Genomic DNA, 26,218 nt, shown 5'->3' with positions numbered 1-26,218 from the left:
TGTTTTTTACTGACCTACAGGGAAGTGAGAGAGGAGATCGTGATGTTGCAAGCTGAGATCCATCTAATATCAGACGGCAAGCTACAACTGAGACATTTTGTTGAACTAGCTGTCACGGTGCAGACATGGGTCGATTATATTCACCTGAGAGATAAGCAATGTCCTGCATGCGAACTGCTCGCTGCGGCACAGCAGCTGTTGGCTGCCGGTATGCCCGCTACCAAACTGATAATCAACGACCGGATAGATGTAGCATTGGCAGCTGGTGCCGCGGGGGTTCAGTTGGCTTGGCACAGTCTGAGTCCGGTTACAGCCCGGCGAATTGCACCTCAGCTTCGGCTGGGGAGATCGGTTCATTCTCCGGAAGAAGCGGCGAATGCCTCAGAGCAGGGAGCTGATTATTGCTTGTTTGGTCATGTATTTCCCTCGGATAGCAAGTTAGGGCTGCCCGCACGTGGGTTAGAGCTGCTTGCAGAAACGGTGAAGACCAGCTCTATTCCTGTAATTGCGATTGGCGGAATTAGCCCCGCTAATGCGGCGCAGATCATCAGGAAAGGTGCGGCAGGAGTTGCTGTGATGTCCGGTATTTGCGGAGCGGATGATCCTTATGAGGCCGCCAAAGCTATTCATAAGGCGGTTCATTCATAGCCTGGAGGTAACAGCATGGGCGAAGGGGGTGATTCAGAATGAAGCTGTTGATTAACGGGAAATCCGCAGAGTGTTCTGGTGGTATTCAAACTATAGCTGATTTGATCAGTCTTCCTGAGTGGTCGGGTCGTCTGATGATCATTGAGCTGAATGGAGAAATTGTCAGTAAGGAGAATTATGAAAGTACTGCTCTGAGCGAGGATGATCGTTTGGAACTGGTGCACTTTGTTGGTGGGGGTTGAGATGGAGCGGTATAGAATTTTGAGAAATTTATACGAACCAAAGGGAGGTAATTTCATGCATGACCCGTTACATATTGGCGGCATCGAATTAACCAGTAGATTATTTATCGGAACCGGAAAATATAGCCGGAATACGTTGATCCCCGAAGTGATCGCAAGCTCTGGTTCTCAGGTGATTACTGTAGCGCTTCGCCGAGTGGACCCGCAAGGTGGAGCAGAAAATATCATGAACCACATTCCCGGCCACATGACTCTTCTGCCTAATACCTCAGGAGCGCGTACAGCGGAAGAGGCAGTCCGTATTGCAAGATTAGCAAGAGCTGCGGGACTGGGGAACTGGGTCAAGATCGAAGTGATCAATGATCAGAAATACCTGCTTCCAGATAATCTGGAGACCATACGAGCTACAGAGATTTTAGCAGCGGAGGGTTTTGTAGTATTGCCATATATGAGTCCGGACCTTTCGGCTGCTTTACGTCTGAGAGATGCCGGTGCTGCTGCTGTGATGCCGCTTGGTGCGCCGATCGGGACGAATCGCGGCCTGCGCACTAAGGAGCTTGTGCGTATTCTTATTGAAGAAGTGAATTTGCCGATTATTGTAGACGCCGGGATTGGCAAGCCCTCGGAAGCGGCGGAAGCAATGGAGATGGGGGCCGCTGCTGTTCTGCTTAATACGGCTATTGCAACGGCACGTAATCCGCTCGTCATGGCGGAAGCGTTCCGCGAGGCGATATCCGCTGGCCGCAAAGCTTATTTGGCAGGACTCGGTCCTGTAGAAGAAGTTGCTTTTGCTTCGTCACCGTTGACTGGATTTTTGAACTGAATTTGATAGGTCACGAAAGGAGGGAAGATTAGCATGAGCTTTTTTGACACACTGGCCCGCTTGGAGCAGTATCCTTATGAGCAACTGTGGAAGGAGTTCCGGGAGGATGACGTTAAGCGGGCGCTTGGAAAAGACAAGCTGAACGAAAATGATTTGCTGGCATTGCTCTCTCCGGCAGCAACGCCGCTGCTAGAGGAGATGGCGTTGGCTGCACAGCGACTGACCCGTGCACATTTTGGTTATTCGATGCAGCTGTTCACACCGATGTATCTTGCGGATTTTTGTGTGAATCATTGTACCTACTGCAGCTTCAGCTCCATTTATGATTTTCCGCGCAAAAAGCTGTCCTTGGAGGAGGTTCGCAGGGAGGCTGAGAAGATTGCAGCTACAGGTCTGCGGCATATCCTCATTTTGACTGGTGAATCGCGCCGGGAGAATCCTGTCTCATATATTAAGGATTGCGTAGATGTACTCAGGGAATTTTTTTCCTCTGTCAGTATTGAGATAAATCCTCTATCAACTGCAGAATATAAAGAGCTTCTTCAAGCAGGGGTGGATGGATTAACACTATACCAAGAGGTGTACCACCAGGAGACTTACAGAAAGCTGCATGTTAAAGGGCCTAAAAGAAACTACCGGAATCGCCTGGATGCACCTGAACGCGGCTGTCAGGCAGGTTTTCGTTCTGTGAATATTGGTACGTTGCTCGGGATGTATGATTGGCGGCAAGAAGCATTCCAAAGTGCCATGCATGCCCGCTATTTGCAGGATCGGTATCCAGATTGCGAGATCAGTCTGTCACCTCCGCGGTTTCGGCCTTATTTAGGGGAATTTAACCCGGAGTGTGATGTTACCGACCGATCGCTAGTGCAGATTATTTTGGCATACCGGTTATTTTTACCCCGTTCGGGCATTACTTTATCTACACGAGAGCCTGCCTCTCTACGCGATCATTTAATTCATCTAGGAATAACTAAGATGTCAGCCGGGGTCACTACTGAGGTGGGCGGTCACACTAATGCAGGGGGAACTCCGCAATTCGAAATATCCGATGGCCGTAGTGTGCAGGAGATTACGGAAATGCTATATACGAAGGGTTTGCAGCCCATTTTTAAAGACTGGGATATCCTGACCGAATCAACAACGTAACGCTTGTATTATCAATTATTAATCACTAATGGACCCCTGCGAGATTCATGCGGAGGTCCATTTTTTTTGTATAGAGGGTGTTTAGTTTCCGGCAGAGAGCTCATCGAGAGACATTTCGAAACTCGGTGCCATATGAGTCAGAAAATAATCCACTTCCTGCAGGTCAAGCCCACGAAGTTTTGCTGCTGTCTGCTCCTTCGCGGCGGCAAATTCTCGGTTTCCTGCAGCAACTTCCCATACGCATTTCAAATAAGCATCCAGCCGATCAGCGGCTTTCACATAGCTGTGCAGCAGAATGTCTTCCGAATCGGGAGGGCTGTCTTCCGGTCGTATAAGCTGAGTGTAGATGCTTTTCAGCTCTGATGGAATCATTCCAGTTAAGCGATCAGCCGCAACTTTCTCCATTTCGCGGAAGCTGGTGAGCAAGCGAGGATTGTTGTATTTTACCGGCGTGGCGATGTCACCTGTGAACACTTCGCTGGCATCATGGAACAGAGCTATGGTTGCTGCTCGTTCCGCGTTTAGTGAACGTCCAAAATGAACATTACCGATGGAACAGAGCATATGTGTGAGCAATGCAACATGAAAAGAATGCTCAGCGACGTTCTCCGGTGCGGTGCTGCGCATCAAGCTCCAGCGCTGAATATACTGAAGACGATATAGATAGGCAGAAAAATGGTAGCTCAATTTTAAAGTAACCCCTTTCATGCGGTGCTAGGTATGATATTATTATACTAATTGTATCAAACTTTAGATAACCTGGAACTGCCGAGAGGAGCTTGAATGAAGATGCAGCATTTTGAAGACAGTATTTATAACCTTATCGTAGAAACTTCCACGAATTTGCCGGGAGATGTACGCCGGGCAGTTGCAAAAGGTCGCGCGCTGGAAGACAGGGCTACCCGGTCCGGTCTTGCTTTAACCACGATTGCGCAAAATATCGGAATGGCTGAGCAGCAAGTGTCTCCGATCTGTCAGGATACGGGAATGCCTACATTTATCATTCACACCCCTGTGGGAATCAATCAGATTGAGATGAAAAAAGATATTCATAATGCCATTGTACGAGCGACCAAGAATGGTAAACTTCGTCCCAATTCTGTAGATTCATTAACAGGTGAGAATAGCGGAGATAACTTGGGTGCAGGCACACCAGTCATTCATTTCGAACAATGGGAAGAGGATAAAATAGACGTTAGACTTATTCTGAAGGGTGGAGGCTGCGAGAATAAAAATATTCAATACAGTCTCCCGGCAGAATTAGAAGGACTCGGCAAAGCGGGTCGGGATCTTGACGGAATCCGTAAATGTATTTTACACGCGGTATATCAGGCGCAGGGACAAGGATGTAGTGCCGGTTTTATTGGCGTGGGTATCGGCGGTGACCGTACGACTGGCTACGAGCTGGCTAAGAAGCAGCTGTTCCGCAAAGTGGAGGATGTTAATCCAATAGAAGACCTTAGTAAGCTGGAAGACTATATTATGGAGAATGCTAACAAGCTTGGAATTGGCACGATGGGCTTTGGTGGTGAAGTATCGCTGCTGGGCTGTAAGGTTGGCGTAATGAATCGTCTGCCAGCTAGCTTTTTCGTATCCGTTGCTTATAACTGTTGGGCCTTCCGCCGCCAAGGGGTGCTGGTTGATCCATCCACAGGCAATATAGAGGATTGGTTGTATGAGAGTGGTACAGGGATATCTGTAGATGATGAAGGGGCACATGAATCTGAAGCAGTAGTTGCTGAGGGAGCTAACAGCCCGGCCTCTGAGTCGCGGGAAGTACGTCTTACAACGCCGATAAGTGAAGAGGATATCCGTAGTCTGCGTGTTGGAGACGTGGTTATTTTATCCGGTGAAATGCATACAGGCCGTGATGCTTTGCACAAATATTTAATGGATCATGAGTCTCCGGTAGATCTGGAAGGGGCTGTGATTTATCATTGTGGTCCTGTGATGATGAAAGATGAGGAAGGCTGGCATGTAAAAGCTGCGGGCCCAACTACGAGCATTCGTGAAGAGCCTTATCAAGGCGATATCATCAAAAAATTTGGAATCCGTGCAGTCATCGGAAAAGGTGGTATGGGTCCAAAAACGTTAAAAGCGTTGCAGGAGCACGGCGGGGTATACCTCAATGCGATTGGTGGAGCCGCCCAGTATTATGCTGAGTGTATTAAGAAGGTCAACGCTGTTGATTTTATGGAATTTGGTATTCCTGAGGCGATGTGGCATCTCGATGTGGAGGGTTTTGCAGCGATTGTGACGATGGATGCTCACGGCAACAGTCTGCATGCGGATGTGGAAAAAGATTCTGCAGCTAAATTGACTCAATTCAAGGAGCCAGTGTTTAAATAAATGGGGTTACAACCGGTGGATAAGTCATGAGGAGGGCAGATTCTCTGAATGGCTTTTCCATGGGTTTTAATCAAATTATAAGGATTTATATGTCCAGACTATAAATGATCCTTAAGGAACGCCGAAGGCGTTTTTGCCTGTCTAAAGGAGGACAACGAATGGCACCACATTATATTAGAAATGGGTTTCTTAACGTTACGCCGTATTTTATTGCGGAAGATGCAGACCAATTGATAGATTTTGTTGTGCACTGCTTTGATGCCAAAATTATTGATATGCTGCGAAATGATGAGGGAAGGATTAGGCATGCCGAGGTCAGAATCGGTGATTCCATCATTGAGATTTCCGAAGCGAATGAAAAGTATTCACCGGTACAGCTTGCCATTCATCTTTATGTAAGAAATGTTGATGAGACCTACCGCAAGTGCCTGGATGCCGGGGCTTCTATTATTGAAGAACCACTGGATAAATCCTATGGAGAAAGAGGAGCAGGGGTTAGAGACCGTCAGGGTAATCAGTGGTTTCTTGCCACCCGTACAGAATAAACTCATGTGTTTTTACAAAAGTAATACAAAGTAACAGTCCAGAGTTAATCAACTCGGGCTGTTATTTTTATATAATCTACTCTGGGGGGCTTATGTCACGGTCATAGTCGTACTGGTATTTTGAAGAAAATGAAGTTAGGATAAAAGATACAATGATAAAGGGAGAGGCAAATTTCAGATGAAACCGTTTCGTGCTCGTCTTACGTTTATACTTATGGCCTTAATCGGTATTTCCATGATTGGTACTGGATTTACGATGGCTCATCTGTTTAAGAGCTCCCATATAACTGCTCTGGAAGAGAATATGTCCCGGGAAATAAGCTTGCTCTCAGGCACACTGGAATTTGTTGATATGAATTCTTCGAATGCGATCCCGCATTACACTGAACAGGCGGAGCATATTTCTAAACTTTTAGATTCTCGGATAACGTTTATTACAAATTCGGGTAAAGTAATTGGCGATTCTGAGAAAAACCCCTTGGAAATGGACAACCACTCCAATCGTGAAGAAGAGATAGGGGCTGCGAAAGAGGGAACTGGACGGGCAATCCGTTACAGCGAAACTCTAAAGCATGAGATGTTATATGTGGCTGGAAAGGTAACTTCTGATCAGGGATTTGACGGCTATATTCGGGTCTCAATGGGACTTGATGCTGTAACGCAAGGTCTTAAGCATGCTTGGATGATCATGGCTGCAGGTCTAATTATCTTGTTCTTGTCAGCAACTATTGTGAGCTATAAAGTAGCTTCAAGCATGACTTCCCCGCTGGAGCAAATCACAAGAGTTGCCCGGCGGATTACCGATCTGGATTATGATGCCAGAGTTCATTTGAAGCGTAAAGATGAAGTTGGACAGCTGGCTACAGCGATTAATGCGATGGCAGACAGTCTTCAAGACCAGCTTAAGACGATTCGTGATAATGAGGATCTGCTGCAAAGCGTGCTGGATAATATGACTGGCGGCATCATAATGATCAATGCGGAAGAAGAGATTGCGCTGCTTAATCGGGCTTCAGAGCGAATGCTTGATGTCAGTAACGGTGAAATGGCGGGTCATTCGTACAAAGAGTTAAAACGGCATTATGAGCTAACCCGTCTGCTTGAAGAAGGGGTGTTAAGCCGGGAGCCGATTCATGAAGAACGAAGTATTTATAACCCAAGAGAGCGAATTGTACGGATGGACGCGGTTCCGATGATCCAGGATGGTACGTACAGAGGTATGCTTTTCCTATTGCAAGAGGTTACGGAAATTCGCCGTTTGGAGCGGATGCGTAGTGAATTTGTAGCTAATGTATCGCATGAACTCAAGACTCCGGTTGCAGCGGTCAAAGGGTTTGCCGAGACCTTACTGGGAGGCGGAGTTAAAGATGAGAAGACGGCGAGATCCTTCCTGCAAATTATTTATGATGAGAATGAGCGTTTAAATCGCTTGATTGGAGATATTCTGGAATTATCTAAAATCGAATCTAAACGGGTGCAGCTCGATTGCTCACCGGTTCATATCATTGAATTCTTTGATTCCGTGCTGGGAACCATCAGTAAAGTCGCTGAGAAGAAAAACATTAGTCTTAATGTAGAGGTTCCAGAGGAGCTATTCATTGAGGCGGATGAGGATAAGCTGCGTCAAATCTTTATGAATCTGTTCTCTAATGCGATTAATTACACACATGAAGGCGGAAACGTAAAGGTCTACGTTAAGAGTCTACTGAAACCAGACGGCTCCGAAAATGTTCAATTTACTGTTAGCGATACAGGTATGGGGATTCCTAAAAAAGATCTGCCGCGTATTTTTGAACGTTTTTACCGGGTGGATAAGGCAAGATCCAGAAGCTCCGGCGGAACGGGATTGGGGCTGTCTATTGTGAAGCATTTGGTAGATATGCACCATGGAGTGATTTCAGTTGAAAGTGATTTGGGAATCGGCAGTTCCTTTGTGATTGAATTGCCTTTGCTGCAGGAAGAAAAGACCGATTAGATTTTTGTGAATTCACTTTTTCAATTTTACACTAAGTTAACATTACGGTGATATGATGGTTTTGTTGCTGTTTTGTAAAAATCAAACTATATGGAAGACGGGGGAACCTATGGCTCAACGATTGCTTGTCATTGAAGACGAACCGACACTAGCCCGGCTGCTGTCCTATAACTTAACGCAGGAAGGTTACGAGGTGACGGTAGAGGATCATGGAACGGCAGGATATGATCGTGCGACGAGGGAACCTTTTGACTTGATCGTATTGGATCTGATGCTGCCAGGAATGAATGGCATTGACATCCTTGATAAATTGCGTGGACAAGGTATCCGCACACCTATTATCGTATTGACTGCTAAAAATGCTGAAGAAGATGTGGTTAGAGGGCTGAAATCCGGTGCTGATGATTATATAACCAAACCTTTTGGGGTATCCGAATTGCTTGCAAGAGTGAGCGCTGTATTGCGGCGGATTTCCGGTCTTGCTGAGGAGGCTCCACAAGAGACACCTATATCTGCTTCTACGATCATTCTGGGACAACTAGAAATCTATCCTGAGCGGTATGAAGTTTCCTTAGGTGGACATAGCATTAACCTGCGACCGAAAGAGTTCGAGGTATTGTTATATTTGGCTCGTAAACCAGGGGTAGTGCTGACAAGAGATGATCTTATGAACGCTGTATGGGGCTTTGATTATATTGGTGGACAGCGCACCGTTGATGTGCACGTAAGTTCACTTCGTAAAAAGCTTGAGCTAGATCCAGAATCCGTCCATATCGATTCCATTCGAGGTGTAGGTTATAAATTAGTTGTTAACAAAAAGAGAGCTCCGGTCATTTAGCATGACTGGAGTTTTCTTCTTTATCCCGTTCATAAACAAGATTCAGGTGAGATTACACGCCGAATTGTAGGGAATACTATCACGTGGACTAATTCATCTTCACCAATTTTACATTGCGTTAACATTTCTCTCCAACTGTATTTACATTAAAAGCTTATTATGGAGAACGAAGATGATGAGAAGGAGACGTAAATACTAATGAAATCCATCATTGACATAGAGAAACTTGATCTCTACTATGAGTCATTTCACGCACTGAAGAATGTGAATCTGCAAATTCCGGAGAAACAGGTTACTGCTTTTATTGGACCTTCCGGTTGCGGAAAATCCACTCTGTTGCGCACGCTGAATCGTATGAATGATATGATTCCTGGTACACGTATTGAAGGAACTGTAAACATCGGCGGCAAAAATATTTATAGTGACGAGGTAGAGGTAGAAAGCCTGCGTAAGCAGGTGGGCATGGTATTCCAACAGCCCAATCCTTTTCCGAAGTCGATTTACGACAATGTAGCTTATGGTCCTCGCCTGCACGGTATTCGTTCAAAGAGCGAACTGGATGAGATTGTAGAGCAAAGTCTGCGTCATTCCGCGCTGTGGGAGGAAGTTAAAGATTTTCTGAAAAAATCTGCCCTTAGCTTGTCCGGCGGACAGCAGCAACGGCTGTGTATCGCCCGAGCTTTGGCAGTACAGCCGGATATTCTGCTCATGGATGAGGCAACGTCTGCACTTGATCCTGTGTCTACGCTCAAGATAGAGGAGCTTGTACAGGAATTAAGAAGTAAGTATACAATCGTTATGGTTACTCATAACATGCATCAGGCGGCACGTGTATCTGGTCGAACCGTGTTTTTCTTGAATGGTGTAATTGTAGAGGCGGCGGATACAGAGGTGTTGTTCTCGACTCCTAAGGATTCCCGCACCGAAGATTATATTTCTGGACGTTTCGGCTGATACGGGCTACAAGGGCGCTCGTCCTTGGAAATGGCAAGCTGACCATACATTAATGAGGAGGATCGCTCTTACTATGATTCGCAGAAAAGAATTTGATAAAGATTTGGAAGAGCTGCGCAGTCTGCTGCAGCAGATGGGTGAACATGTAATAGATGCTCTTGGTGGAGCAATTGTTGCTTTACAGAATCTTGATACTGTGCGCGCTCAGGAAATCATTAAAGCAGATTTGCAGCTGAATGCCATGGAAGATAAAATCATGGAAATTGGCTCACGGCTAATTATTACACAGCAGCCTGTAGCAAAAGATTTGCGCCGCATTATCGTTGCTTTCAAAATATCTAGCGATTTGGAACGTATGGGTGACTTGGCTATTGATGTTGCGAAAGCAACTATGCGCATCCATGGACAGCAGCTGATCAAGCCGCTTGTAGACATTCCACGTATGGCGGAAATTGTGACGACCATGATTGATGAGGCTATCCAGTCTTATCTGGATGAGAACACGGATCTGGCTTATAGAATGGCACAAGATGATGATCAGGTCGATCAATTATATGGTTCGATGATCAATGAGCTATATAGTTATATGGTGGCAAAACCGGATTCTGTATCCCAAGCTATGTTATTAACGCTGGTAGGCCGTTATATTGAACGGATTGCCGATCATGCGACTAACATAGGTGAGAGTGTTGTTTATCTGGTCACAGGCAGCCGTCCGGACTTGAATCAGTAATTTGCACTTACACAGCTTTTGTTATATCTTTAGTTAAACTAAGTAGCCGCCCTTTTAAAAGGGCGGCTACTTGTTGTATATCCTTAACATATCAGCTTATCCCACTGTTTAGGTTGGTAAAGCCGTTTCTACTTGTACAGGGCATATGGTAAGATGTAAGGAGTAAGCATGAAAAAGGCGAGGTGCACTATGGACAAGTTGATACTTATAGATGGAAACAATATTATTTACCGTGCTTTTTTTGCGATGCCCCCGCTGACGAATACAGCAGGGCAACAGACAAATGCGGTGTACGGATTTACAACGATGCTGCTTCGTTTAATCGAAGAACATAAACCGACACATATGATTGTCGCTTTCGATGCAGGGAAAGTTACTTTTCGGCATGAAGGTTATCAAGATTATAAGGGCGGCCGGCAAAAAACACCGCCGGAACTCTCCGAGCAGTTCCCTTTGTTGAAGGAATTGCTGACTAATTTAGGTGTACCGCAGTTTGAAATTGGCAATTATGAGGCTGATGATATTATTGGCACCATTTCACGCCAGGCGGATGAAGCGGGACGGCAGGTTATGATCGTGTCGGGAGACAAGGATATGTTGCAGCTGGCCTCTGAACATACGACCGTTGCCTTAATCCGCAAAGGGGTCACCGAAGTTGAGCTTTATGGGCCGGAACAAATCCGGGAGAAATATGACCTAACCCCTGAGCAGATCATTGATCTTAAAGGGCTGATGGGCGATGCAAGTGATAACATCCCGGGAGTACCCGGCGTAGGTGAGAAGACAGCTTTGAAGCTGCTGCATCAATTTGGATCAGTGGAAGGTGTCTTAGCTGGAACCGGTGAGCTAAAGGGTAAAATGAAAGAGAAACTGGAAACCCATGCGGAAGATGCGGTGATGAGTAAAAAATTAGCGACCATCTATCGTGAAGTACCGCTTGAGCATTCGTGGGAAGACATGGTCTTCAATGGAATTTCAGCGGATACAGCCGGACCAGCGCTTGCTAAGCTGGAATTTAAATCATTGTTGGACCGTTTGTCGCTTAGTGCTTATGCTCCTGTTACCGAGGGTGAGGAGAGTGCAGCTGAAGTAGAAGCTGCGGCACTTGATATTACGATCGTAAGTGAAGAAGAACTTAAGGAGCTTAGTGAAGCCCTGGCTGGTATTTCGGCGCTGCATGTGGAATCGAATGGAGATAATCCGCATCGTGCCGAGGTAATCGGAATAGGATTGTCCTCTCTGGAGCGGCATTACTATGTGCCGTTTGAATTACTGCATAAACCGGCCGCTGCGAAGCTGCGTGATTGGCTAGGAGATGAAAAGGCTCCGAAAAGTGGATATGATCTTCACCGCGCTGATTTGGCTCTACACTGGCAGGGAATTGCTTTTGCAGGTGCTGCCCATGATGTGCAGCTGGCGGCTTATTTGCTTGATCCTACGGAGGCTAATCAGAATCTAAATGATCTCACTGCTAAATACGGCTTGCCGCGGCTCTCTCCTGATGAAGAGGTATTTGGTAAAGGTGCCAAATACAAAATCCCTGAGCTTGAAGTTTTAGGAAATCACGTTGCACGAAAGAGTGCAACGGTTCTTGGAATCGCACAGAAGCAACAGCAGGAGCTGGTGGAGACCGCAATGACAGGGCTATTCGAGGATCTGGAAATGCCTTTGTCACGGATTTTGGCGGATATGGAGAAACAGGGGATTGCAGTCAATGCTGGTGATCTTAAAGAGCTTGGAAAAGAATTCGAGGCGCAAATTTCTAAATTGGTCAGTGAAATATACGAGATTTGTGGCACTGAGTTTAATTTGAACTCACCAAAGCAGCTGGGTGAAATCTTGTTTGTAAAGCTAGGTCTGCCTGTCGTCAAGAAGACGAAGACGGGTTATTCCACGGATGCCGAAGTGCTTGAGAAACTGGCGCCATACCACGATGTGGTGCGTTTGATTCTGCAATATCGCACAATTGCAAAGCTGCAATCTACCTACGTAGAGGGGCTGCTTAAAGAAATTTCCCCGAACACAGGGAAGGTGCATACATTCTATCGGCAGACAATTGCCGCTACAGGACGGCTTAGCAGCCAATTCCCGAACTTGCAAAATATCCCGATTCGTCTAGAGGAAGGACGCAAAATCCGCAAGGTATTCGTTCCGTCCGAACCGGGCTGGTCCATCCTGGCAGCCGACTATTCGCAGATCGAACTGCGTGTGCTGGCACATATTTCCGGCGATGAGCGGATGAAGGAAGCCTTTCTGCATGATATGGATATTCACACGAAGACAGCGATGGATGTGTTCGGTGTGACCGCAGAACAGGTGGACAGTAATATGCGCCGTGCCGCAAAAGCCGTTAACTTTGGGATCGTCTACGGGATCAGTGATTACGGTCTCTCGCAGAATCTGAATATTCCGCGTAAGGAAGCCGCGCAATTTATTGAACAGTATTTTGAGGTTTATCAGGGTGTACGCCGCTATATGGACGATATTGTAGTGGAGGCACGGAAGTATGGTTATGTGACCACATTGCTCGAACGTCGCCGTTATCTGCCGGAGATTAATGCGAAGAACTTTAATCTGCGCTCTTTTGCGGAGCGGACAGCAATGAATACACCTATACAGGGAACAGCAGCGGATATAATCAAGCTGGCGATGGTGCATATGGACAAGGCGTTATTTGATCGTGGGCTTAAGAGCCGTATGCTGCTTCAAGTACACGATGAGCTTGTATTCGAGGTGCCAGAGGATGAAATGGAGCTTATGAAGACGCTTTTGCCGGAAGTAATGGGTGGAGCCCTAAAGTTATCTGTGCCGCTTAAGGCAGAGGTCAGCTTTGGAAGTAACTGGTACGAGGCGAAATAGACTCCCTTTAAGGTGTGCATATCAGCTATAATGTAGTTGAGGTGAAGACATCATGCCGGAATTACCGGAAGTAGAGACAGTCAAGAGAACACTTAATGAGTTAGTTAATGGAAAGCAGATAGAGAATGTAACCGTCCGGTTGGCGCGGATTATTCAGCGTCCGGATGATATTCAGGCTTTTGCCCACCTGCTGGCAGGTCATAGCATTGTAAAAGTTGAACGAAGAGGAAAGTTTTTGCGTATTGTGCTGGATGGTCTGGTGCTTGTGTCACATTTACGGATGGAAGGCCGTTACGGACTTTTTTCAAATGATGACCCACTGGACAAGCATACACATGTGATTTTTCATTTTACGGATGGAACTGAGCTGCGTTACACGGATGTTCGCCAATTTGGGACAATGCATCTTTTTCAGATGGGAGAAGATCTTCAGCTGCCGCCTTTAAATAAGCTGGGGCAGGAGCCGCTGGAGCCTTCTTTTACACCGGAGAGGTTTAAGCAGATCGTGTCCGGTAAAAGCACCAAAATTAAATCGCTGCTGCTTAATCAGGAATATATCGTCGGCATCGGCAATATTTATGTAGATGAGTCGTTGCACCGTGCGGGTATCCATCCTGAAGACAGCGCCAAAGCGCTCACGGACAATCAATTGGACAAGCTGCATCATGCTATTGTAAGCACGCTGGCCGAAGCGGTTAACGCCGGAGGTTCATCTGTTAAGTCATATGTTAATGGCCAAGGTGAGAGCGGTACGTATCAGCAGCAGCTATTGATTTACGGTCGTAAGGATCAGCCGTGTAGTAACTGCGGAACGATGATTGAGAAGACGGTTGTAGGCGGTCGTGGCACGCATTATTGTCCAAATTGCCAGCGTCCGACTGTTCACTGAATTTGTTGAAATAATAAGGTTGGCACCCACTACTTGTCCCGCCCATATACTGTGTGAAGAATGCTTAATAGAGAACGGAAGCTGAAACGATAAAATTTCAGTTTTCCGGTTCTTCACAGGAGGGATTGCGGGTGCTCAGCCCATTATTTTCACTGCTATTGCTAGCGTTTGCCTTGAGTTTGGATGGTTTTGGTGTAGGAATTACATATGGGCTGCGTAAAATGAAAATACCACTGCTCTCCGTTCTGATTATCTCGCTCTGTTCGGGGGTAGTTATCTGTGTATCGATGCAGGTTGGGGTTTTGCTTGCCAAGGTAGTGTCTCCGAATGCAGCTTCTATAGTTGGTGCGGTTATACTTGTGCTAATGGGATGCTGGTCGCTTGTTCAGATGCTGATGCAAAAAGAGAAAGATGCAGATGGCGGACGTAAAGCTGAAACGGTAGATAAGGGCTCATTTTCCGAGCAGGCTTGGGCAGAGGTAGCTGCTGATTCTGAAGCGGGTACAGAACCTGTTATGAATGATGAACCGTTGAAATCAGCTGTTTTTTCACTTGAGCTTCGCCGTTTGGGAATTGTAGTACAGATCTTGCGTACCCCGTCTTCTGCGGATATGGATGCCTCAGGAAGCATCTCTTCGATGGAAGCGATGATACTGGGGATTGCGCTCTCTCTGGATGCTTTTGGGGCTGGACTTGGCGCAGCGCTGCTTGGCTTCAATCCGATATGGACATCACTTACAATAGCTTTGTTTAGTGGTACATTTCTATTGCTGGGTATGAAGACTGGACTTAGATTTGCCGGGAACTACTGGATGAAGCATGCTGCCGCATTACCAGCGTTATTATTAATTGCAATGGGAATACTGAAGCTATTATGAGGTGAGTACATGATTATAGGCTTAACCGGAGGAATCGCATCCGGAAAAAGCACAGTGTCTGCACTGCTTGTGAACAAGGGAGCGAGGCTGGTTGATGCCGATGTGATCGCCAGAGAAGTTATGCTTCCCGGGCATGAAGTGTTGGCTGCTGCTGCTAAGCAATTCGGAAAAGAGATCCTTTTTCCGGATGGAACACTGAATAGGGCCAAATTAGGTGAAATCGTCTTTCAAGATCCTGTGGCCCTGCAAACCTTGAACAATTTGACGCATCCTGCTATCCGGCAGGAAATCAAAGACCGTATGTACAGCATGGAGCAGGAAGAGCCGAAGCGGCTTATTATTGTGGATATTCCGCTTCTTTTTGAATCAGGGCTTGAGACCCTGTTCCATGAGATTGTAGTAGTGTACGTTCCCCGTGAAATGCAAATTGCTCGATTAATGGAACGTAATAGGCTCTCTTTAGAAGAAGCAGAAGCGCGATTGAATGCACAGATGGATATTGAACAGAAACGTAATAAAGCGGACTACATCATCGACAACAGTGGCGATCTTGCGTACACTGAGCAACAGGTTGCTGTTTTTTGGGACAGGCTGGGTTTATCATGAAATGGCTACGTAAAAAAAGAGTACTGCTTCTGCTATTTGTGGGTTTTACGGCAATATTGTTTCTGAGTACTAACTGGATGTCGTGGTTTTATCCCATCCATTTTAAAGATGAGATTCGCAAGCACAGCATCACTTATGAGATAGACCCGTTTCTTGTAACCGCGATTATTCGTGTAGAAACGAACTTTAAAACTGGACGAGAATCCAAAAAAGGCGCACTAGGGCTGATGCAGCTTATGCCGGATACCGCGAAGTGGGCGCTGGAAAAGGCCAAGCTTCCAAACGTATCTATGGAAGAACTCAAGCATGAGCCTTCGGCTAATATTGAACTGGGTACATGGTATCTTTCAACTTTATCCCGTCAGTTCGAAGGTAAACGTACAGCAATTATCGCAGCCTATAATGCTGGGCCCGGAAAAGTTCAACGCTGGTTGGACGAAGGGGTCTGGGATGGGACAGATGCAACCATTAAAGATATTCCCATTGGTGAAACCAGGCATTATGTACAGCGCGTTAATTATTACTATGATCAGTACACGGACATTTACAAAGAATTTTAATTTCTACCGTGTTATGTATAAAAAGAAGTATTAAACGACCTGTAGGTCGTTTAATACTTCTTCAAAAAGCTTATGTTGGTCAGGTTATTTGTATTGACCTGCCAGTTGTTGTTCTGCCAGGGTTACAAGACGTTTAGTGATGTAACCACCGATCGAACCATTTTCATAAGAAGTTTTATTGCCTTGGTAACCATCTGGGGAAAGCGTGATTCCTAGTTCTTGGGCAACTTCGTATTTAAGTTGTTCCAAGGCACCGCGGGAATTTGGAGCTACAAGGTTATTGGAGTTGTTGCTTTGGCTCATTGCTGTTCACCTCCTCTGTTGGTAACTGTATTATGTGCCGGACTTGCCATTATCATTACAAGAAAAAAACGGTGATTTCTGGAAATAATAAAAAAGCCGTTCAAAAGCCGGATTTATAACGTGCCGGGACCCATACCATTATGTAATAGGAAGTGATGAAGCTTATGAAATGCCCTTACTGTGATCACACAAATACTAAAGTGCTGGACTCGCGACCAGCGAATGAAAATAAGTCAATCCGTCGTAGGCGTGAATGTGAGCGTTGCAGCAAACGTTTCACTACTTTTGAAATGATTGAAGAAACGCCACTCATTGTAATTAAAAAAGACGGCAGCCGTGAGGAATTCAGTCGTGATAAAATACTCCGTGGTCTCATCCGTGCTTGTGAGAAACGGCCGGTTTCTGTGGAACGTCTAGAAAAGATCGTGTCCGAGGTTGAGAAATCTCTGCGCGGCATCGCCGTTGCGGAAGTGGAAAGCCAACAGATTGGTGAATTCGTGATGGAGCAGCTCTACCCAGTAGATGAAGTGGCTTACGTTCGTTTTGCGTCCGTATATCGCCAGTTCAAGGATATTAATATGTTCATGAAGGAACTCAAGGGGCTGCTATCCAAGAGTACGGGAGAATTAGAGGGATTATAGGGTTTTGTCCAGTTAGGGCGTACAGCAAATCTTAGGGTCTGTTAGGAGTGCTTGTACTGGTTTGTTTCCTCTGAGTTTTGAGCGGGGAATTTGAGTGGAAAAATGATTTTTAAAAAAAGTGTTGACATAGAGGGCGATTTTTTATATTATATAGAAGTCGCCTACGACGCTTGAGTTTATCGGAACAACTCAATTACGACCAAACTAAAATTAAAAAATGTGTGATTTCATACATCTGAAATTTCAGTTTGGGGCCATAGCTCAGCTGGGAGAGCGCATCGCTGGCAGCGATGAGGTCAGGGGTTCGATCCCCCTTGGCTCCACCAAACATCATATGGACTCTTAGCTCAGTTGGTAGAGCAGTAGACTCTTAATCTATTTGTCCAGGGTTCGAGCCCCTGAGAGTCCATCCTAAAGAAACGGCAGAAATGCCGTTTTTTTGTTGTTTGGGGAAGAGTGACTTTTTATTTGGTTTTGATCGTGGTATAGTTTGGGTAGATAAAACGTACAATGCAAAGAGAGTAGTGCGGAAACACGACTCCCGGTGCAATAGCCGCTTTTAAGGGCGGCGGCTTCGGAAGTTTAGTCAGGAAATAGACCGCATTCCTTTGCGAGAGGGCGGTCTATTTCTTTTTGAGGTAGTTGAGCAGTGCAATAATGAACATGCCGAACATGAACATCAGTGACAATTGCTGACTCCAATTACAGACAATCCATATCTAAAGAAACAGGAAGATGCTGTTTCTTTTTTTGTTCCCATTTATTAATTATCATTAAATCCATTAAACTCCTGAAGCATTTGGATAAAGGTTTCAAGCTGTTGATTATCCCATTGGGCTATGCGCTCATAAAATATGAACTCCTTATCCTGTAACGCGTCAAAGGTTTTTTGTCGTCCAAGATCAGTGAGAGTAAGAAGGATCGCTCGACGATCATTAGGAGAGTCTTCTCTTCTAACATAACCCAAATTCTCGAGTTGCTTGATGAGACGGCTGACTGAACTACGATCCATAGCCGTTGATTCTGCCAACACAGAGGCGCTTGTTGGTCCATAAGAGTACAGCCAACGGACTATATGGAAAGCAGCAGGCTGTATAGATGAATCGAAAGCGGCAGCAGTTCTGACATTTAGGGCATGCGAAGCACTAATGAGGGCACTAATTTGTCCACCTAGCTTCAGTTCTAATTGCCCTCTCAACGTGTCTTTACGTTCGGCATTCATTGTTTTGACCACCTAACCTTGTATTTTAAAGTTGTCATACATCTATTTAGTTGACATATGTCAATCATCAACATATAGTTGATATATATCAATTATATGATTTGGACAATACGCTGTCAAAATGAAATTGCCCCTGATGAATTCCTGATATAAAGGAGAATGTAGATGATGACAAAGCCGATTATTGTAATTACTGGAGCTACAAGCGGTTTGGGACAACTCGTTGCACTTGAAATGGCTAAGCGAGGTGCCCATCTTGTTCTGACTGCAAGGAGTAAAACGCGTTCGGAAGCAACTGGAAAAATGATAAAGGAGAGCGTACCAGCAGCCGAAATTAGTTTTTTTTACGGAGACCTATCCTCAATGAGGGATGTCACTAGGTTAGGACAAGAAATATCTAGTGTTTTTCCGAAGATAGACGTGTTAATAAATAACGCAGGGCTTCATGGGTTTGAACAGCGGATAACTGCCGATGGATTCTCAGAAATGATGGCTGTGAACTATTTTGCACCATGGTTATTGACGCAAACCTTAGAACGTTCTTTGAGAGCAGCAGGAAGTGCAAAAATCATAAATGTTGCTTCAGAAGCTTCACGCCGTCATGGAGTGCTAAAGTTGCCAGAAGATTTGCTCAATACAGCTTCTTTTACTTCCAGAGGATCTTCTGAGATTTATGGGAAAACCAAACTGTTAAATATTATGTTTACCAGTGAGCTTGCACGCCGCTGGGCGGGAACGGGAATCAGTGTTCGTGCATTGAATCCGGGTTTTAACGTTACAGGTCTCGGGCGTGAACTTTGGTTTTCTTCGATGCTTAAGCACTTATTGAATTTCTTTCGTATTGGCGATCCTCGTAAAGGAGCGGAGATCATTATTCGTTTAATGACCGATCCTAAGTATCAAGAGAGCAGTGGGGGATATTTTAACGTTGGGACAGGCAATCCCATTGTACCCGTACAACCGGGAGGAGATAAGGTAATGGAAAATAAATTATGGAACGATACGCGAGACATTTTGCAGCAGAAAGGTTTCTTTGGAAACTGATTTAATTAGTGAAACTAACCTCATGTCCGTTCGAATCACCCATTCATGATCCTGCGGACTGTATAGCTCTTATTTTCTTTATTTAGTGAAATTAGTCGAGTGATCGGACCGTAGCGCACTTATTTCCTCTCCAGTAGCAGTATTTTGCTTTGAAAAGACTAGATAAGTGCGTAGGAGTCCGATAGCTTGGGAAAATGCCCCATAATGAGAAAATAAGAGCACCTCGGTCCGTTGTATCTCAACCTTCCGCCAGTCCGACATTTTTTAGTACTACGATCAGAAATAGACCGATCCCTTGTGAGAGAGGGCGGTCTATTTTACAGTTACCGTTAGTTACCGTATTCCTTCAAAAGCGTATCTCACCAACTGCTGCACATAAGCATCGTCTATGGGTTGGCCGGTCACCAGCAAGCGGTAGAATATCGGCCCGTAAATAAGATCGGTAACAACTTCAATATCGAGATTATCCTTCAATTCCCCCCGCTGAACACCTCGTTCCATAAGCAGCCGTGCCTCAAGCCGGCGAGGCTGGAAATATCGGGTCCGATAAGCTTCCGCCAAGCCTGAATCCATCTGTCCTTCGCCAATGATCTCCGTAATGATTTTACCCTCTCGACTAATCAGGAACCGGGATAAGTTCGTTGCATGCATGAGAATATCATCGAATACTGAACCTGTGTCAGGTACGGGCAGTCTGTCCGCAGCCGAGGATAGGAATCCATCCATCACCACGGCAGCCTTGTTAGGCCACCATTTATATATCGTAGCTTTGCTGACCTTGGCACGATCCGCTATTTTTTCCACCGTAACTGCTCCAAAACCATTTTCCAATAACAAATCATAGGAAGCGGAAAGAATAGACTTCTCCGTCTCAACATTACGCGGACGTCCTCGTTTACTCTCCATCTGAAATCACCCTTTCGTTAATCTGTCTCCAATCAAAATATAAACTATACGTTCAGTATACTAAAAAAATCCGGAAAAATAAATGACCATCGCCTATTTACAAAACGATACGTTCAGTATATTATTTAAACATGAATTAGTGAACTGAACGTATAGTATTTAAATTATTATGATCATCTGAGGAGGATTCACATGCAAAAAGAACAAGCGGCGAAAGAGAACCACATATCAAGTTGGATGATGTTTATGTTAGCAGCGGCATGCGGGCTTATCGTGGCCAATCTTTATTATGCTCAAACCCTTGTCGGACCTATCAGTGTCTCGACAGGACTTTCTTCTACAGCCGCAGGCTTGATCGTCACTTTAACTCAAATCGGTTATGTTGTAGGTTTGTTATTTATCGTGCCGCTGAGTGACATTGTTGAGAATCGGCGTCTCACGATAATCACGTTAATGGTTGCAGTGGGTGCATTGCTGGTTGCAGCTTTCGCAGCTAATGCGCCTTTGTTCCTGACAGCATCTTTGTTTATAGGAACCGGTTCTGTGGTAGCTCAAATCCTGGTGCCTTATGCCACCTATTTAGCGTCTGAAGAGCAGCGTGGGCGTGTGGTTGGTAATGTTATGAGTGGACTCTTACTTGGTATTATGTTTGCCCGGCCCGTGGCAAGCTTTATCACCAGCATCTGGGGATGGCAAGCCGTTTTTATTTTTTCAGCGGTCGTCATCACGTTGTTAGCCATTCTGCTGTCGCGATTTCTTCCTGAACGTAAACCTGCACCTTCGGTAAGCTATAGTAAATTAATTGTCTCTTTAGGCACCCTTTTAAAACAAACGCCTATATTGCGCCGACGTGCCTTATATCAAGCTTGTTTATTTGGAGCTTTTAGTCTCTTTTGGACGGTGGTTCCGTTGCGGTTGGCGGATGATTTTGGAATGTCGCAGCAAGGTATCGCATGGTTTGCTTTAGTAGGTGTTGGTGGGGCTGTAGCCGCGCCGATTGCTGGAAGACTGGCAGATAAAGGTTGGAGCAAATGGTTAACCGGGCTGGCCATGATCATTGCCACCTTGTCTTTTTTACTAATTCATCTTTTCCATAGCCACTCAACTTTTGCTCTCATCCTGCTCTTTATTTCCGCGATTACATTGGATATGGCCGTATCCGGAAATCTTGTACTCGGACAGCGTGTGATTTATTCATTGGGAAGTGAAGCGAGGGGACGTCTTAATGGGATCTTTATGGCGATTTTCTTCGTGGGTGGAGCCGTTGGATCATCTTTGGGTGGTTGGGCTTATGCCTATGGGGGATGGACCTTCGCCTCACTCATCGGAGTGATCCTGCCGCTATTGGCTTTGGTTTACTTTTTCACTGAAAAAAGATCAACTAAAGCTGTTGAATAAATCCTTGCTTTAAGAGTGGGGGTTAGGCTTACGGCAGAATAGACCGCTACCTTTGGTTAGGGCGGTCTATTTCTTTTTGAGGTAATAACGCTTGATAAACGTTAGTTATGCTCTGCTAACTGCACCTCAAACCCGTCCGGGTCCAGGATATAAAAGAACCGCAGGTGGGGATTGGGTGCGATTGGTCCGCGCGCTACTGGGATACCTTGGCTTTTTAAACTCTCCATCGCTTCATCAAGTGACTCCACTTCGAAACCCACAGAAACGCCACATTCCGGCTTCAAAGCCGGGTCACTTCCCTGAATAAGCTCGATCTTGGGTTGCCCCTCCAGACCTAACATGACGATCTGTTTTCCACTGCTCTCAAATCTACGCTCAATGGGTAGCCCCAGTATCCGGTTATAAAAATGAAGGGAAGCCTCCAGATCGCGGACCCGAAGCGTAATCCAATTCATACTCAATTTCATGGTTTTATAGTCTCCTCTGATGAATATTCTATATCGTATATTATACGCTATCATCTTGCCCGGAAACAGGGAGAATAGGAAATCAAGAACGTTTAATGAGGATAAAAGCCCGCAAAATCAGCTGTGCAACCAGTGGTTGACAGTATGTAAGGGTAGATAGGTAGTCAATTACAGAACGTTATAATATGATGAGCATGAGGTGATGGCGAATGGACTTTGCAAATAAATTGCAAAGCTATAGGAAACAGAGAGGAATGTCCCAGGAGAACTTAGCGGAGGTGATTGGTGTTTCGCGGCAAGCCGTGTCTAAGTGGGAATCAGGTCAATCCTATCCCGAAATGGATAAGATGATTAGTTTAAGTGAATTATTTCACGTAAGTTTGGATCATCTGGTGAAGGATGCTTCAAGCGATACCAAAGCAGAGCATGTCGCAAGCCCCGTATATGTAGATCTGAATTCCTTGTTTCATTATGAGTACAAAAGTAAGAGAACATGCTTTGGAATTCCTCTGGTTCATATCCATATCGGGCGGGGGCTATACGTTGCCAAAGGGGTTATTGCCATAGGTAATGTTGCGATTGGTGCGGTATCCATTGGTATTGTTGCTTTGGGCGGATTATGTTTAGGTGCGCTTGCTTTAGGACTCATCAGTTTTGCAGGTCTGGCTCTAGGGCTTTTGTTAGCCGTTGGGGGCATTGCGGCGGGTACAATGGCCGTTGGTGGAATAGCATTGGGGATATTTGCTGTTGGAGGTTTAGCTGTAGGTATGTTCTCCTTGGGTGGTCTCTCTATCGCTTCCCATATTGCAATGGGTGGATATGCAAGCGGGCATATAGCTATAGGGGATACCGTAAAAGGTGCTTATACCTTTATTACTCAAGATAATAATTTCAACGACATCAAGGGGGAGGAGGTAAGAAAGTTAATTGAGCAAGAATATCCACATCTTTGGAAACCCATTGTGCAGGGAATTATTTCAATCTTCAAATAGCTGATTAATTTGCGGAAATTTCTTTACGGTTGTTTCATATGGATATAATTTGGGTAATAAACGATTGGCGTTTGTCATATATTGATCCGGCAAAAATACTTGTTGCTCAGCAACAAGTATTTTGATTTTGTGTTGGATATTTGTGAAAATATAAAACCTGATATTAGATTTTTTGCTGAAAACCGAAATTTTTACAGAGGAGTATTTATTTGAAAAGCATTCATAAGCGCTTATTATTCTTGCTGCTTGTGTTTATAATTCTACCGTATTTTTTATCCGTGTTGTTGATCTATCGGCAGACGAAAGAGAATGTGGAACGACATGAACTTGAGAACAGCCAAGAGCAAATTCAGCAGGCGTCAGCCGATCTAGAGCAATATTTTGATGAAATCATTAATCTTCCATATATTTTATACCGAAATCCAGACTTATTCAGGGTGTTTGAAGAAGGGTTAGAAGAAGATTTTTATTACAAGCAGCTTGAAATTAATAAGGGTATGACTAACTTCTATCTCATGAGGAGTGAAATTCGTCAGATCCGTTTATTCATAAATGAAGGGAAAAGCTCATTTACAGTTTATAATGCCATGTTAAGTTCCCGTAAAAGGAATCCGGATTTATTACAGCAAGCTTCCATTCAGAAGCTGATGAGCTCTAATAGCAATGATCTTATTGAAGCTCCGCATCCGATTGAGAACTATAACGATACCTCCATTATGCCTCCTTCGGATAAAACGATGGTCTTGACGGTTCATCACAAAATTGTGGATGTCCTAACACAGGAATTTCTGGGCGTCATCACTATAGATATTGATTTGGACAAGATTACTCATATCGCTAATCATTTTCTACAGAAAAATAAAGAGAGCGTATGGCTTTCCGATGCGGAGAATCATGTCATTTACGCAAGTGATGAAACATGGATAGGCAAAACCGTTCCCGATGAACTGCAAAGGAAAATAAGTCCGATACAGGCAGATACTAAATCTCCAGAAGGAGATATTGTGTTTACTAGAACATTGCAGGAACCGATAAAAGCGTGGCATTTTGCTAAGGTAACCCCGAGTTCTTTTTTATTTGAAGATGTAAGGAAAACTGCCTATACAAACATCATCGTAGGTGTGGTTGTAGGTGGACTGGGCTTGATAATGATAACAATCATTTCTTATGGATTTACACGGCCGATAAAACTGCTTAGTCAAAAAGTCCAGCGTATCGAGGGGAGGAATATGAATGCCCCATTCGACGATATGCGGGAGGACGAAATCGGTATTCTAGAAAGACATATCAAGGAGATGATGAATCGGATCAACCGTCATATTGACCGGGAGTATAAGCTTGAGATAGAGAACAGGAAAAATCAGCATAGGGCGCTAAAGTCGCAGATCAATCCGCACTTTTTATTTAATTCTTTACAATCCATTGCTGCTGTTGCCCTACTCTCTGAATCTCCAAAAGTATATCAACTGATTACCTCTTTATCCAAGATGATGCGGTACTCAATTCGTGTGGATCAGAAGGCGACGCTTCAAAGCGAAGTGGATTATGTCCAGGCTTATTTGAATCTTCAAGCGGAACGTTTTCAGACTGATTTTAGCTATTCCATTGATGTACCTAAAGATATTCTTGATATTCCGGTTCCTAGTATGATCTTGCAGCCGCTCGTTGAGAACTTTTTTAAGCACTGTTATGACGAGGGCTATGAACAAGCTTACATCCATATTTATGGTGAAATACAAGGTGAATATTTGAATCTAGTCGTAGAAAATAACGGAAACAGCGTGACGGATGATGAACTTGAGGCATTAAAAAATAATCTCTACACATCGGTTAACGAAGGCATTCCTTCTTTTGCGCATATCGGGTTAAAAAACATTCATGATCGCTTGGTTCTTCATTTCGATCAGACAGCGGGAATCAAACTAGATTCGATGCAGGGACAAGGGTTCACTGTACGGCTAGTAATTCCACTCTACCTAAAGGAGAAGTAACGTTTATGAAAGCTCTTATTGTAGATGATGAGTCTAATGTTAGAAAAATCATCCGTTTTTTGGGACGGTGGGAACAATACGGGATTACCGAAGTGCTGGAAGCCAGAAATGGTCTCGAGGCTAAGGCGTTGATTGAGCAGAAATCTCCAGAAATCATAATGACAGATGTCAAAATGCCCAAAAATAGCGGGATGGAGTTAATCGAGTGGTTGGCTGCTAAAGACTATCCGGGAAAAGTGATTATGATTTCAGGGTTTGACGATTATTGTTTCATGCGTAAAGCGTTTAAGCTGGGATGCTTTGATTATTTGATGAAGCCAATTGAAGAGAAAATGCTGAATGAAACTTTAGAAGGGGCGTTGAGAGCCTGGGAACAAGAAGAGGGAGAACGTCGCAATATGGAGTCCGGATTTTATGAAGAGGTAAAAATGTTTCGCTTAAACAGGGAGATTACTGCTGCTTGTAACGGTGAAGCTTTTGATGCAGGCGAAATTGCCTCGGCTCTCCCACAGGCAGAAGTATACGACTTCACCATGATGTATTTTTACCAATCTCATTATTCGGAGCCATACATTCAGCTTTTGACCGAAGAGCTGGCTACACGGGAGTGGGGAAATGCATTTACGCTTCAAAATGATCCTAATGTCTGTGTGATTCTGTCCCTTCATGGACAGCTTTTCCCGATAGAGGAATGGATTACCCAGCATTTTGATATACCTGTTCGTTTGGTTAGTGGCCCCTCCATCCAATCGCTCGCAGAGATATCGTTATCTTTTCAATCTGTACAAAGGTCTATGGCTGAACAAAATTTTAGAGCAATCCATCGTTTGGCGGATTTAGATGATGTTAGGCGTATGAATGATATTGTCGCATTTGTTGATGAGCATTATATGGAAGAGCTAAGTTTGGACAAATTATCCACCCGTTTTTTTCTGAGCCGAGAACATATCTCGCGGAGATTTAAGCAAGAAGTAGGGAGGACTCTTACTAACTACGTCATTCATTTACGAATAAATCAAGCGAAACAGTGGTTACTAGAATCGGATGAAAAGATGTACTCGATTGCCTTAAAGCTAGGGTATCAAGATGAGATTTATTTCTCTAAGCTGTTCAAAAAAAACGTCGGTATGACGCCTGCTGAATATCGTAATTCACAGGGAGCAAGAGAAATAGACGCGGAAGTCAGGATAGCCAGTACATAAGTTC

At 44.7% G+C, this 26,218-nt stretch carries 27 protein-coding genes and 2 tRNA genes; 23 read left to right on the top strand and 6 right to left on the bottom strand.

Features of this window, described 5'->3' with window-relative positions; genetic code table 11:
- The first annotated feature begins 24 nt into the window (after nucleotides 1–24).
- From MHH63_RS18545 to thiH, 4 genes are read left to right on the top strand one after another with little or no spacing between them, the layout of a single operon-like run.
- Nucleotides 25–648, top strand: a complete 624-nt coding sequence (locus MHH63_RS18545; RefSeq protein ID WP_248549320.1) for a thiamine phosphate synthase — start codon at nucleotides 25–27, stop codon at nucleotides 646–648.
- 38 nt (nucleotides 649–686) lie between these two features.
- Nucleotides 687–890: a sulfur carrier protein ThiS gene (thiS, locus tag MHH63_RS18540; RefSeq protein WP_038569682.1), complete on the top strand. Its 204-nt coding sequence runs from the start codon at nucleotides 687–689 to the stop codon at nucleotides 888–890.
- A gap of 55 nt (nucleotides 891–945) precedes the next feature.
- Nucleotides 946–1,713, top strand: coding sequence for a thiazole synthase (locus tag MHH63_RS18535; protein WP_038569684.1), 768 nt, complete (start codon nucleotides 946–948; stop codon nucleotides 1,711–1,713).
- Between the two features lie 33 nt (nucleotides 1,714–1,746).
- On the top strand, nucleotides 1,747–2,862 hold the full coding sequence (gene thiH / locus MHH63_RS18530; RefSeq protein WP_076304385.1) for a 2-iminoacetate synthase ThiH: 1,116 nt from the start codon (nucleotides 1,747–1,749) through the stop codon (nucleotides 2,860–2,862).
- 81 nt (nucleotides 2,863–2,943) lie between these two features.
- Here the strand turns inward: thiH and yfbR are convergent, their stop codons facing one another.
- Nucleotides 2,944–3,549: a 5'-deoxynucleotidase gene (yfbR, locus tag MHH63_RS18525; RefSeq protein ID WP_143762727.1), complete on the bottom strand. Its 606-nt coding sequence runs from the start codon at nucleotides 3,547–3,549 to the stop codon at nucleotides 2,944–2,946.
- A 102-nt stretch (nucleotides 3,550–3,651) separates the two neighbouring features.
- Here yfbR and MHH63_RS18520 point away from each other — a divergent pair, with 102 nt between their 5' ends.
- The 11 genes from MHH63_RS18520 (at nucleotide 3,652) to MHH63_RS18470 (ending at nucleotide 16,048) form a co-directional block, all read left to right on the top strand.
- Nucleotides 3,652–5,211 carry a fumarate hydratase gene (locus MHH63_RS18520; protein WP_076191426.1) on the top strand — a complete coding sequence of 520 codons (1,560 nt, stop codon included), beginning with the start codon at nucleotides 3,652–3,654 and terminating at the stop codon, nucleotides 5,209–5,211.
- Between the two features lie 158 nt (nucleotides 5,212–5,369).
- On the top strand, nucleotides 5,370–5,756 hold the full coding sequence (locus MHH63_RS18515; protein WP_076124919.1) for a VOC family protein: 387 nt from the start codon (nucleotides 5,370–5,372) through the stop codon (nucleotides 5,754–5,756).
- Nucleotides 5,757–5,934: 178 nt separating this feature from the next.
- Nucleotides 5,935–7,731 (top strand): two-component system histidine kinase PnpS, encoded by a 1,797-nt coding sequence (gene pnpS / locus MHH63_RS18510; protein ID WP_341171901.1) that lies wholly within the window; start codon nucleotides 5,935–5,937, stop codon nucleotides 7,729–7,731.
- A gap of 109 nt (nucleotides 7,732–7,840) precedes the next feature.
- Complete coding sequence (locus MHH63_RS18505; RefSeq protein WP_036678951.1) at nucleotides 7,841–8,569, top strand: response regulator transcription factor; 729 nt, start codon at nucleotides 7,841–7,843, stop codon at nucleotides 8,567–8,569.
- A 198-nt stretch (nucleotides 8,570–8,767) separates the two neighbouring features.
- Nucleotides 8,768–9,523 (top strand): phosphate ABC transporter ATP-binding protein PstB, encoded by a 756-nt coding sequence (gene pstB, locus MHH63_RS18500; protein ID WP_036678954.1) that lies wholly within the window; start codon nucleotides 8,768–8,770, stop codon nucleotides 9,521–9,523.
- 73 nt (nucleotides 9,524–9,596) lie between these two features.
- Nucleotides 9,597–10,256, top strand: coding sequence for a phosphate signaling complex protein PhoU (gene phoU, locus MHH63_RS18495; protein ID WP_036678957.1), 660 nt, complete (start codon nucleotides 9,597–9,599; stop codon nucleotides 10,254–10,256).
- Between the two features lie 189 nt (nucleotides 10,257–10,445).
- On the top strand, nucleotides 10,446–13,115 hold the full coding sequence (gene polA, locus MHH63_RS18490; protein WP_339247632.1) for a DNA polymerase I: 2,670 nt from the start codon (nucleotides 10,446–10,448) through the stop codon (nucleotides 13,113–13,115).
- A gap of 52 nt (nucleotides 13,116–13,167) precedes the next feature.
- The gene (mutM, locus tag MHH63_RS18485; RefSeq protein ID WP_076124923.1) at nucleotides 13,168–14,004 is read left to right on the top strand and encodes a DNA-formamidopyrimidine glycosylase; all 837 of its coding nucleotides are present in this window, start codon (nucleotides 13,168–13,170) and stop codon (nucleotides 14,002–14,004) included.
- Nucleotides 14,005–14,135: 131 nt separating this feature from the next.
- A complete protein-coding gene (locus MHH63_RS18480) occupies nucleotides 14,136–14,882 on the top strand; it encodes a manganese efflux pump (protein WP_076124925.1) in 747 nt (248 codons plus the stop codon).
- Nucleotides 14,883–14,891: 9 nt separating this feature from the next.
- A complete protein-coding gene (gene coaE, locus MHH63_RS18475) occupies nucleotides 14,892–15,488 on the top strand; it encodes a dephospho-CoA kinase (RefSeq protein ID WP_076220141.1) in 597 nt (198 codons plus the stop codon).
- On the top strand, nucleotides 15,485–16,048 hold the full coding sequence (locus MHH63_RS18470; RefSeq protein WP_076124928.1) for a lytic transglycosylase domain-containing protein: 564 nt from the start codon (nucleotides 15,485–15,487) through the stop codon (nucleotides 16,046–16,048). The genes coaE and MHH63_RS18470 overlap by 4 nt, the downstream gene beginning before the upstream one ends.
- An 84-nt stretch (nucleotides 16,049–16,132) precedes the next feature.
- Here MHH63_RS18470 and MHH63_RS18465 read toward each other — a convergent pair whose 3' ends face one another.
- Nucleotides 16,133–16,351, bottom strand: coding sequence for an alpha/beta-type small acid-soluble spore protein (locus MHH63_RS18465; RefSeq protein ID WP_036678974.1), 219 nt, complete (start codon nucleotides 16,349–16,351; stop codon nucleotides 16,133–16,135).
- A 164-nt stretch (nucleotides 16,352–16,515) separates the two neighbouring features.
- Between MHH63_RS18465 and nrdR the strand changes: the two genes are divergently transcribed.
- The 3 genes from nrdR to MHH63_RS18450 all read left to right on the top strand — a co-directional run bounded on the left by nrdR (nucleotide 16,516) and on the right by MHH63_RS18450 (nucleotide 17,401).
- Nucleotides 16,516–16,992: a transcriptional regulator NrdR gene (gene nrdR / locus MHH63_RS18460; protein ID WP_036678976.1), complete on the top strand. Its 477-nt coding sequence runs from the start codon at nucleotides 16,516–16,518 to the stop codon at nucleotides 16,990–16,992.
- Nucleotides 16,993–17,242: 250 nt separating this feature from the next.
- Nucleotides 17,243–17,318, top strand: a tRNA-Ala gene (locus MHH63_RS18455).
- A gap of 10 nt (nucleotides 17,319–17,328) precedes the next feature.
- Nucleotides 17,329–17,401 (top strand) — tRNA-Lys (locus MHH63_RS18450).
- 214 nt (nucleotides 17,402–17,615) lie between these two features.
- Here the strand turns inward: MHH63_RS18450 and MHH63_RS28620 are convergent.
- The gene (locus tag MHH63_RS28620) at nucleotides 17,616–17,681 is read right to left on the bottom strand and encodes a putative holin-like toxin (RefSeq protein WP_367946865.1); all 66 of its coding nucleotides are present in this window, start codon (nucleotides 17,679–17,681) and stop codon (nucleotides 17,616–17,618) included.
- A gap of 74 nt (nucleotides 17,682–17,755) precedes the next feature.
- Nucleotides 17,756–18,214 (bottom strand): MarR family winged helix-turn-helix transcriptional regulator, encoded by a 459-nt coding sequence (locus tag MHH63_RS18445; RefSeq protein ID WP_076184289.1) that lies wholly within the window; start codon nucleotides 18,212–18,214, stop codon nucleotides 17,756–17,758.
- A 165-nt stretch (nucleotides 18,215–18,379) separates the two neighbouring features.
- Between MHH63_RS18445 and MHH63_RS18440 the strand changes: the two genes are divergently transcribed.
- Nucleotides 18,380–19,258, top strand: a complete 879-nt coding sequence (locus MHH63_RS18440; RefSeq protein WP_341171900.1) for an SDR family NAD(P)-dependent oxidoreductase — start codon at nucleotides 18,380–18,382, stop codon at nucleotides 19,256–19,258.
- A gap of 333 nt (nucleotides 19,259–19,591) precedes the next feature.
- Here MHH63_RS18440 and MHH63_RS18435 read toward each other — a convergent pair whose 3' ends face one another.
- Entirely contained in the window at nucleotides 19,592–20,164 is a 573-nt protein-coding gene (locus MHH63_RS18435; protein WP_076184291.1) for a TetR/AcrR family transcriptional regulator, read from the bottom strand.
- A 192-nt stretch (nucleotides 20,165–20,356) separates the two neighbouring features.
- On the opposite strand from MHH63_RS18435, the gene MHH63_RS18430 reads away from it, so the two are divergent.
- Nucleotides 20,357–21,562: an MFS transporter gene (locus tag MHH63_RS18430; RefSeq protein WP_076184292.1), complete on the top strand. Its 1,206-nt coding sequence runs from the start codon at nucleotides 20,357–20,359 to the stop codon at nucleotides 21,560–21,562.
- 101 nt (nucleotides 21,563–21,663) lie between these two features.
- Here MHH63_RS18430 and MHH63_RS18425 read toward each other — a convergent pair whose 3' ends face one another.
- On the bottom strand, nucleotides 21,664–22,029 hold the full coding sequence (locus MHH63_RS18425; RefSeq protein ID WP_051491055.1) for a VOC family protein: 366 nt from the start codon (nucleotides 22,027–22,029) through the stop codon (nucleotides 21,664–21,666).
- A gap of 209 nt (nucleotides 22,030–22,238) precedes the next feature.
- Between MHH63_RS18425 and MHH63_RS18420 the strand changes: the two genes are divergently transcribed.
- From MHH63_RS18420 to MHH63_RS18410, 3 genes are all read left to right on the top strand, one after another.
- Nucleotides 22,239–23,021: a helix-turn-helix domain-containing protein gene (locus MHH63_RS18420; protein ID WP_339247647.1), complete on the top strand. Its 783-nt coding sequence runs from the start codon at nucleotides 22,239–22,241 to the stop codon at nucleotides 23,019–23,021.
- Nucleotides 23,022–23,230: 209 nt separating this feature from the next.
- Nucleotides 23,231–25,012 (top strand): cache domain-containing sensor histidine kinase, encoded by a 1,782-nt coding sequence (locus MHH63_RS18415; protein WP_341171899.1) that lies wholly within the window; start codon nucleotides 23,231–23,233, stop codon nucleotides 25,010–25,012.
- Between the two features lie 5 nt (nucleotides 25,013–25,017).
- Entirely contained in the window at nucleotides 25,018–26,214 is a 1,197-nt protein-coding gene (locus MHH63_RS18410) for a response regulator transcription factor (protein ID WP_076301292.1), read from the top strand.
- Nucleotides 26,215–26,218 lie beyond the last annotated feature (4 nt).

It is taken from the genome of Paenibacillus sp. FSL H3-0310 (genome assembly GCF_038002785.1).
Lineage (GTDB): Bacteria > Bacillota > Bacilli > Paenibacillales > Paenibacillaceae > Paenibacillus_AQ > Paenibacillus_AQ odorifer.
This window is presented reverse-complemented; position numbering and strand designations above follow the sequence as displayed.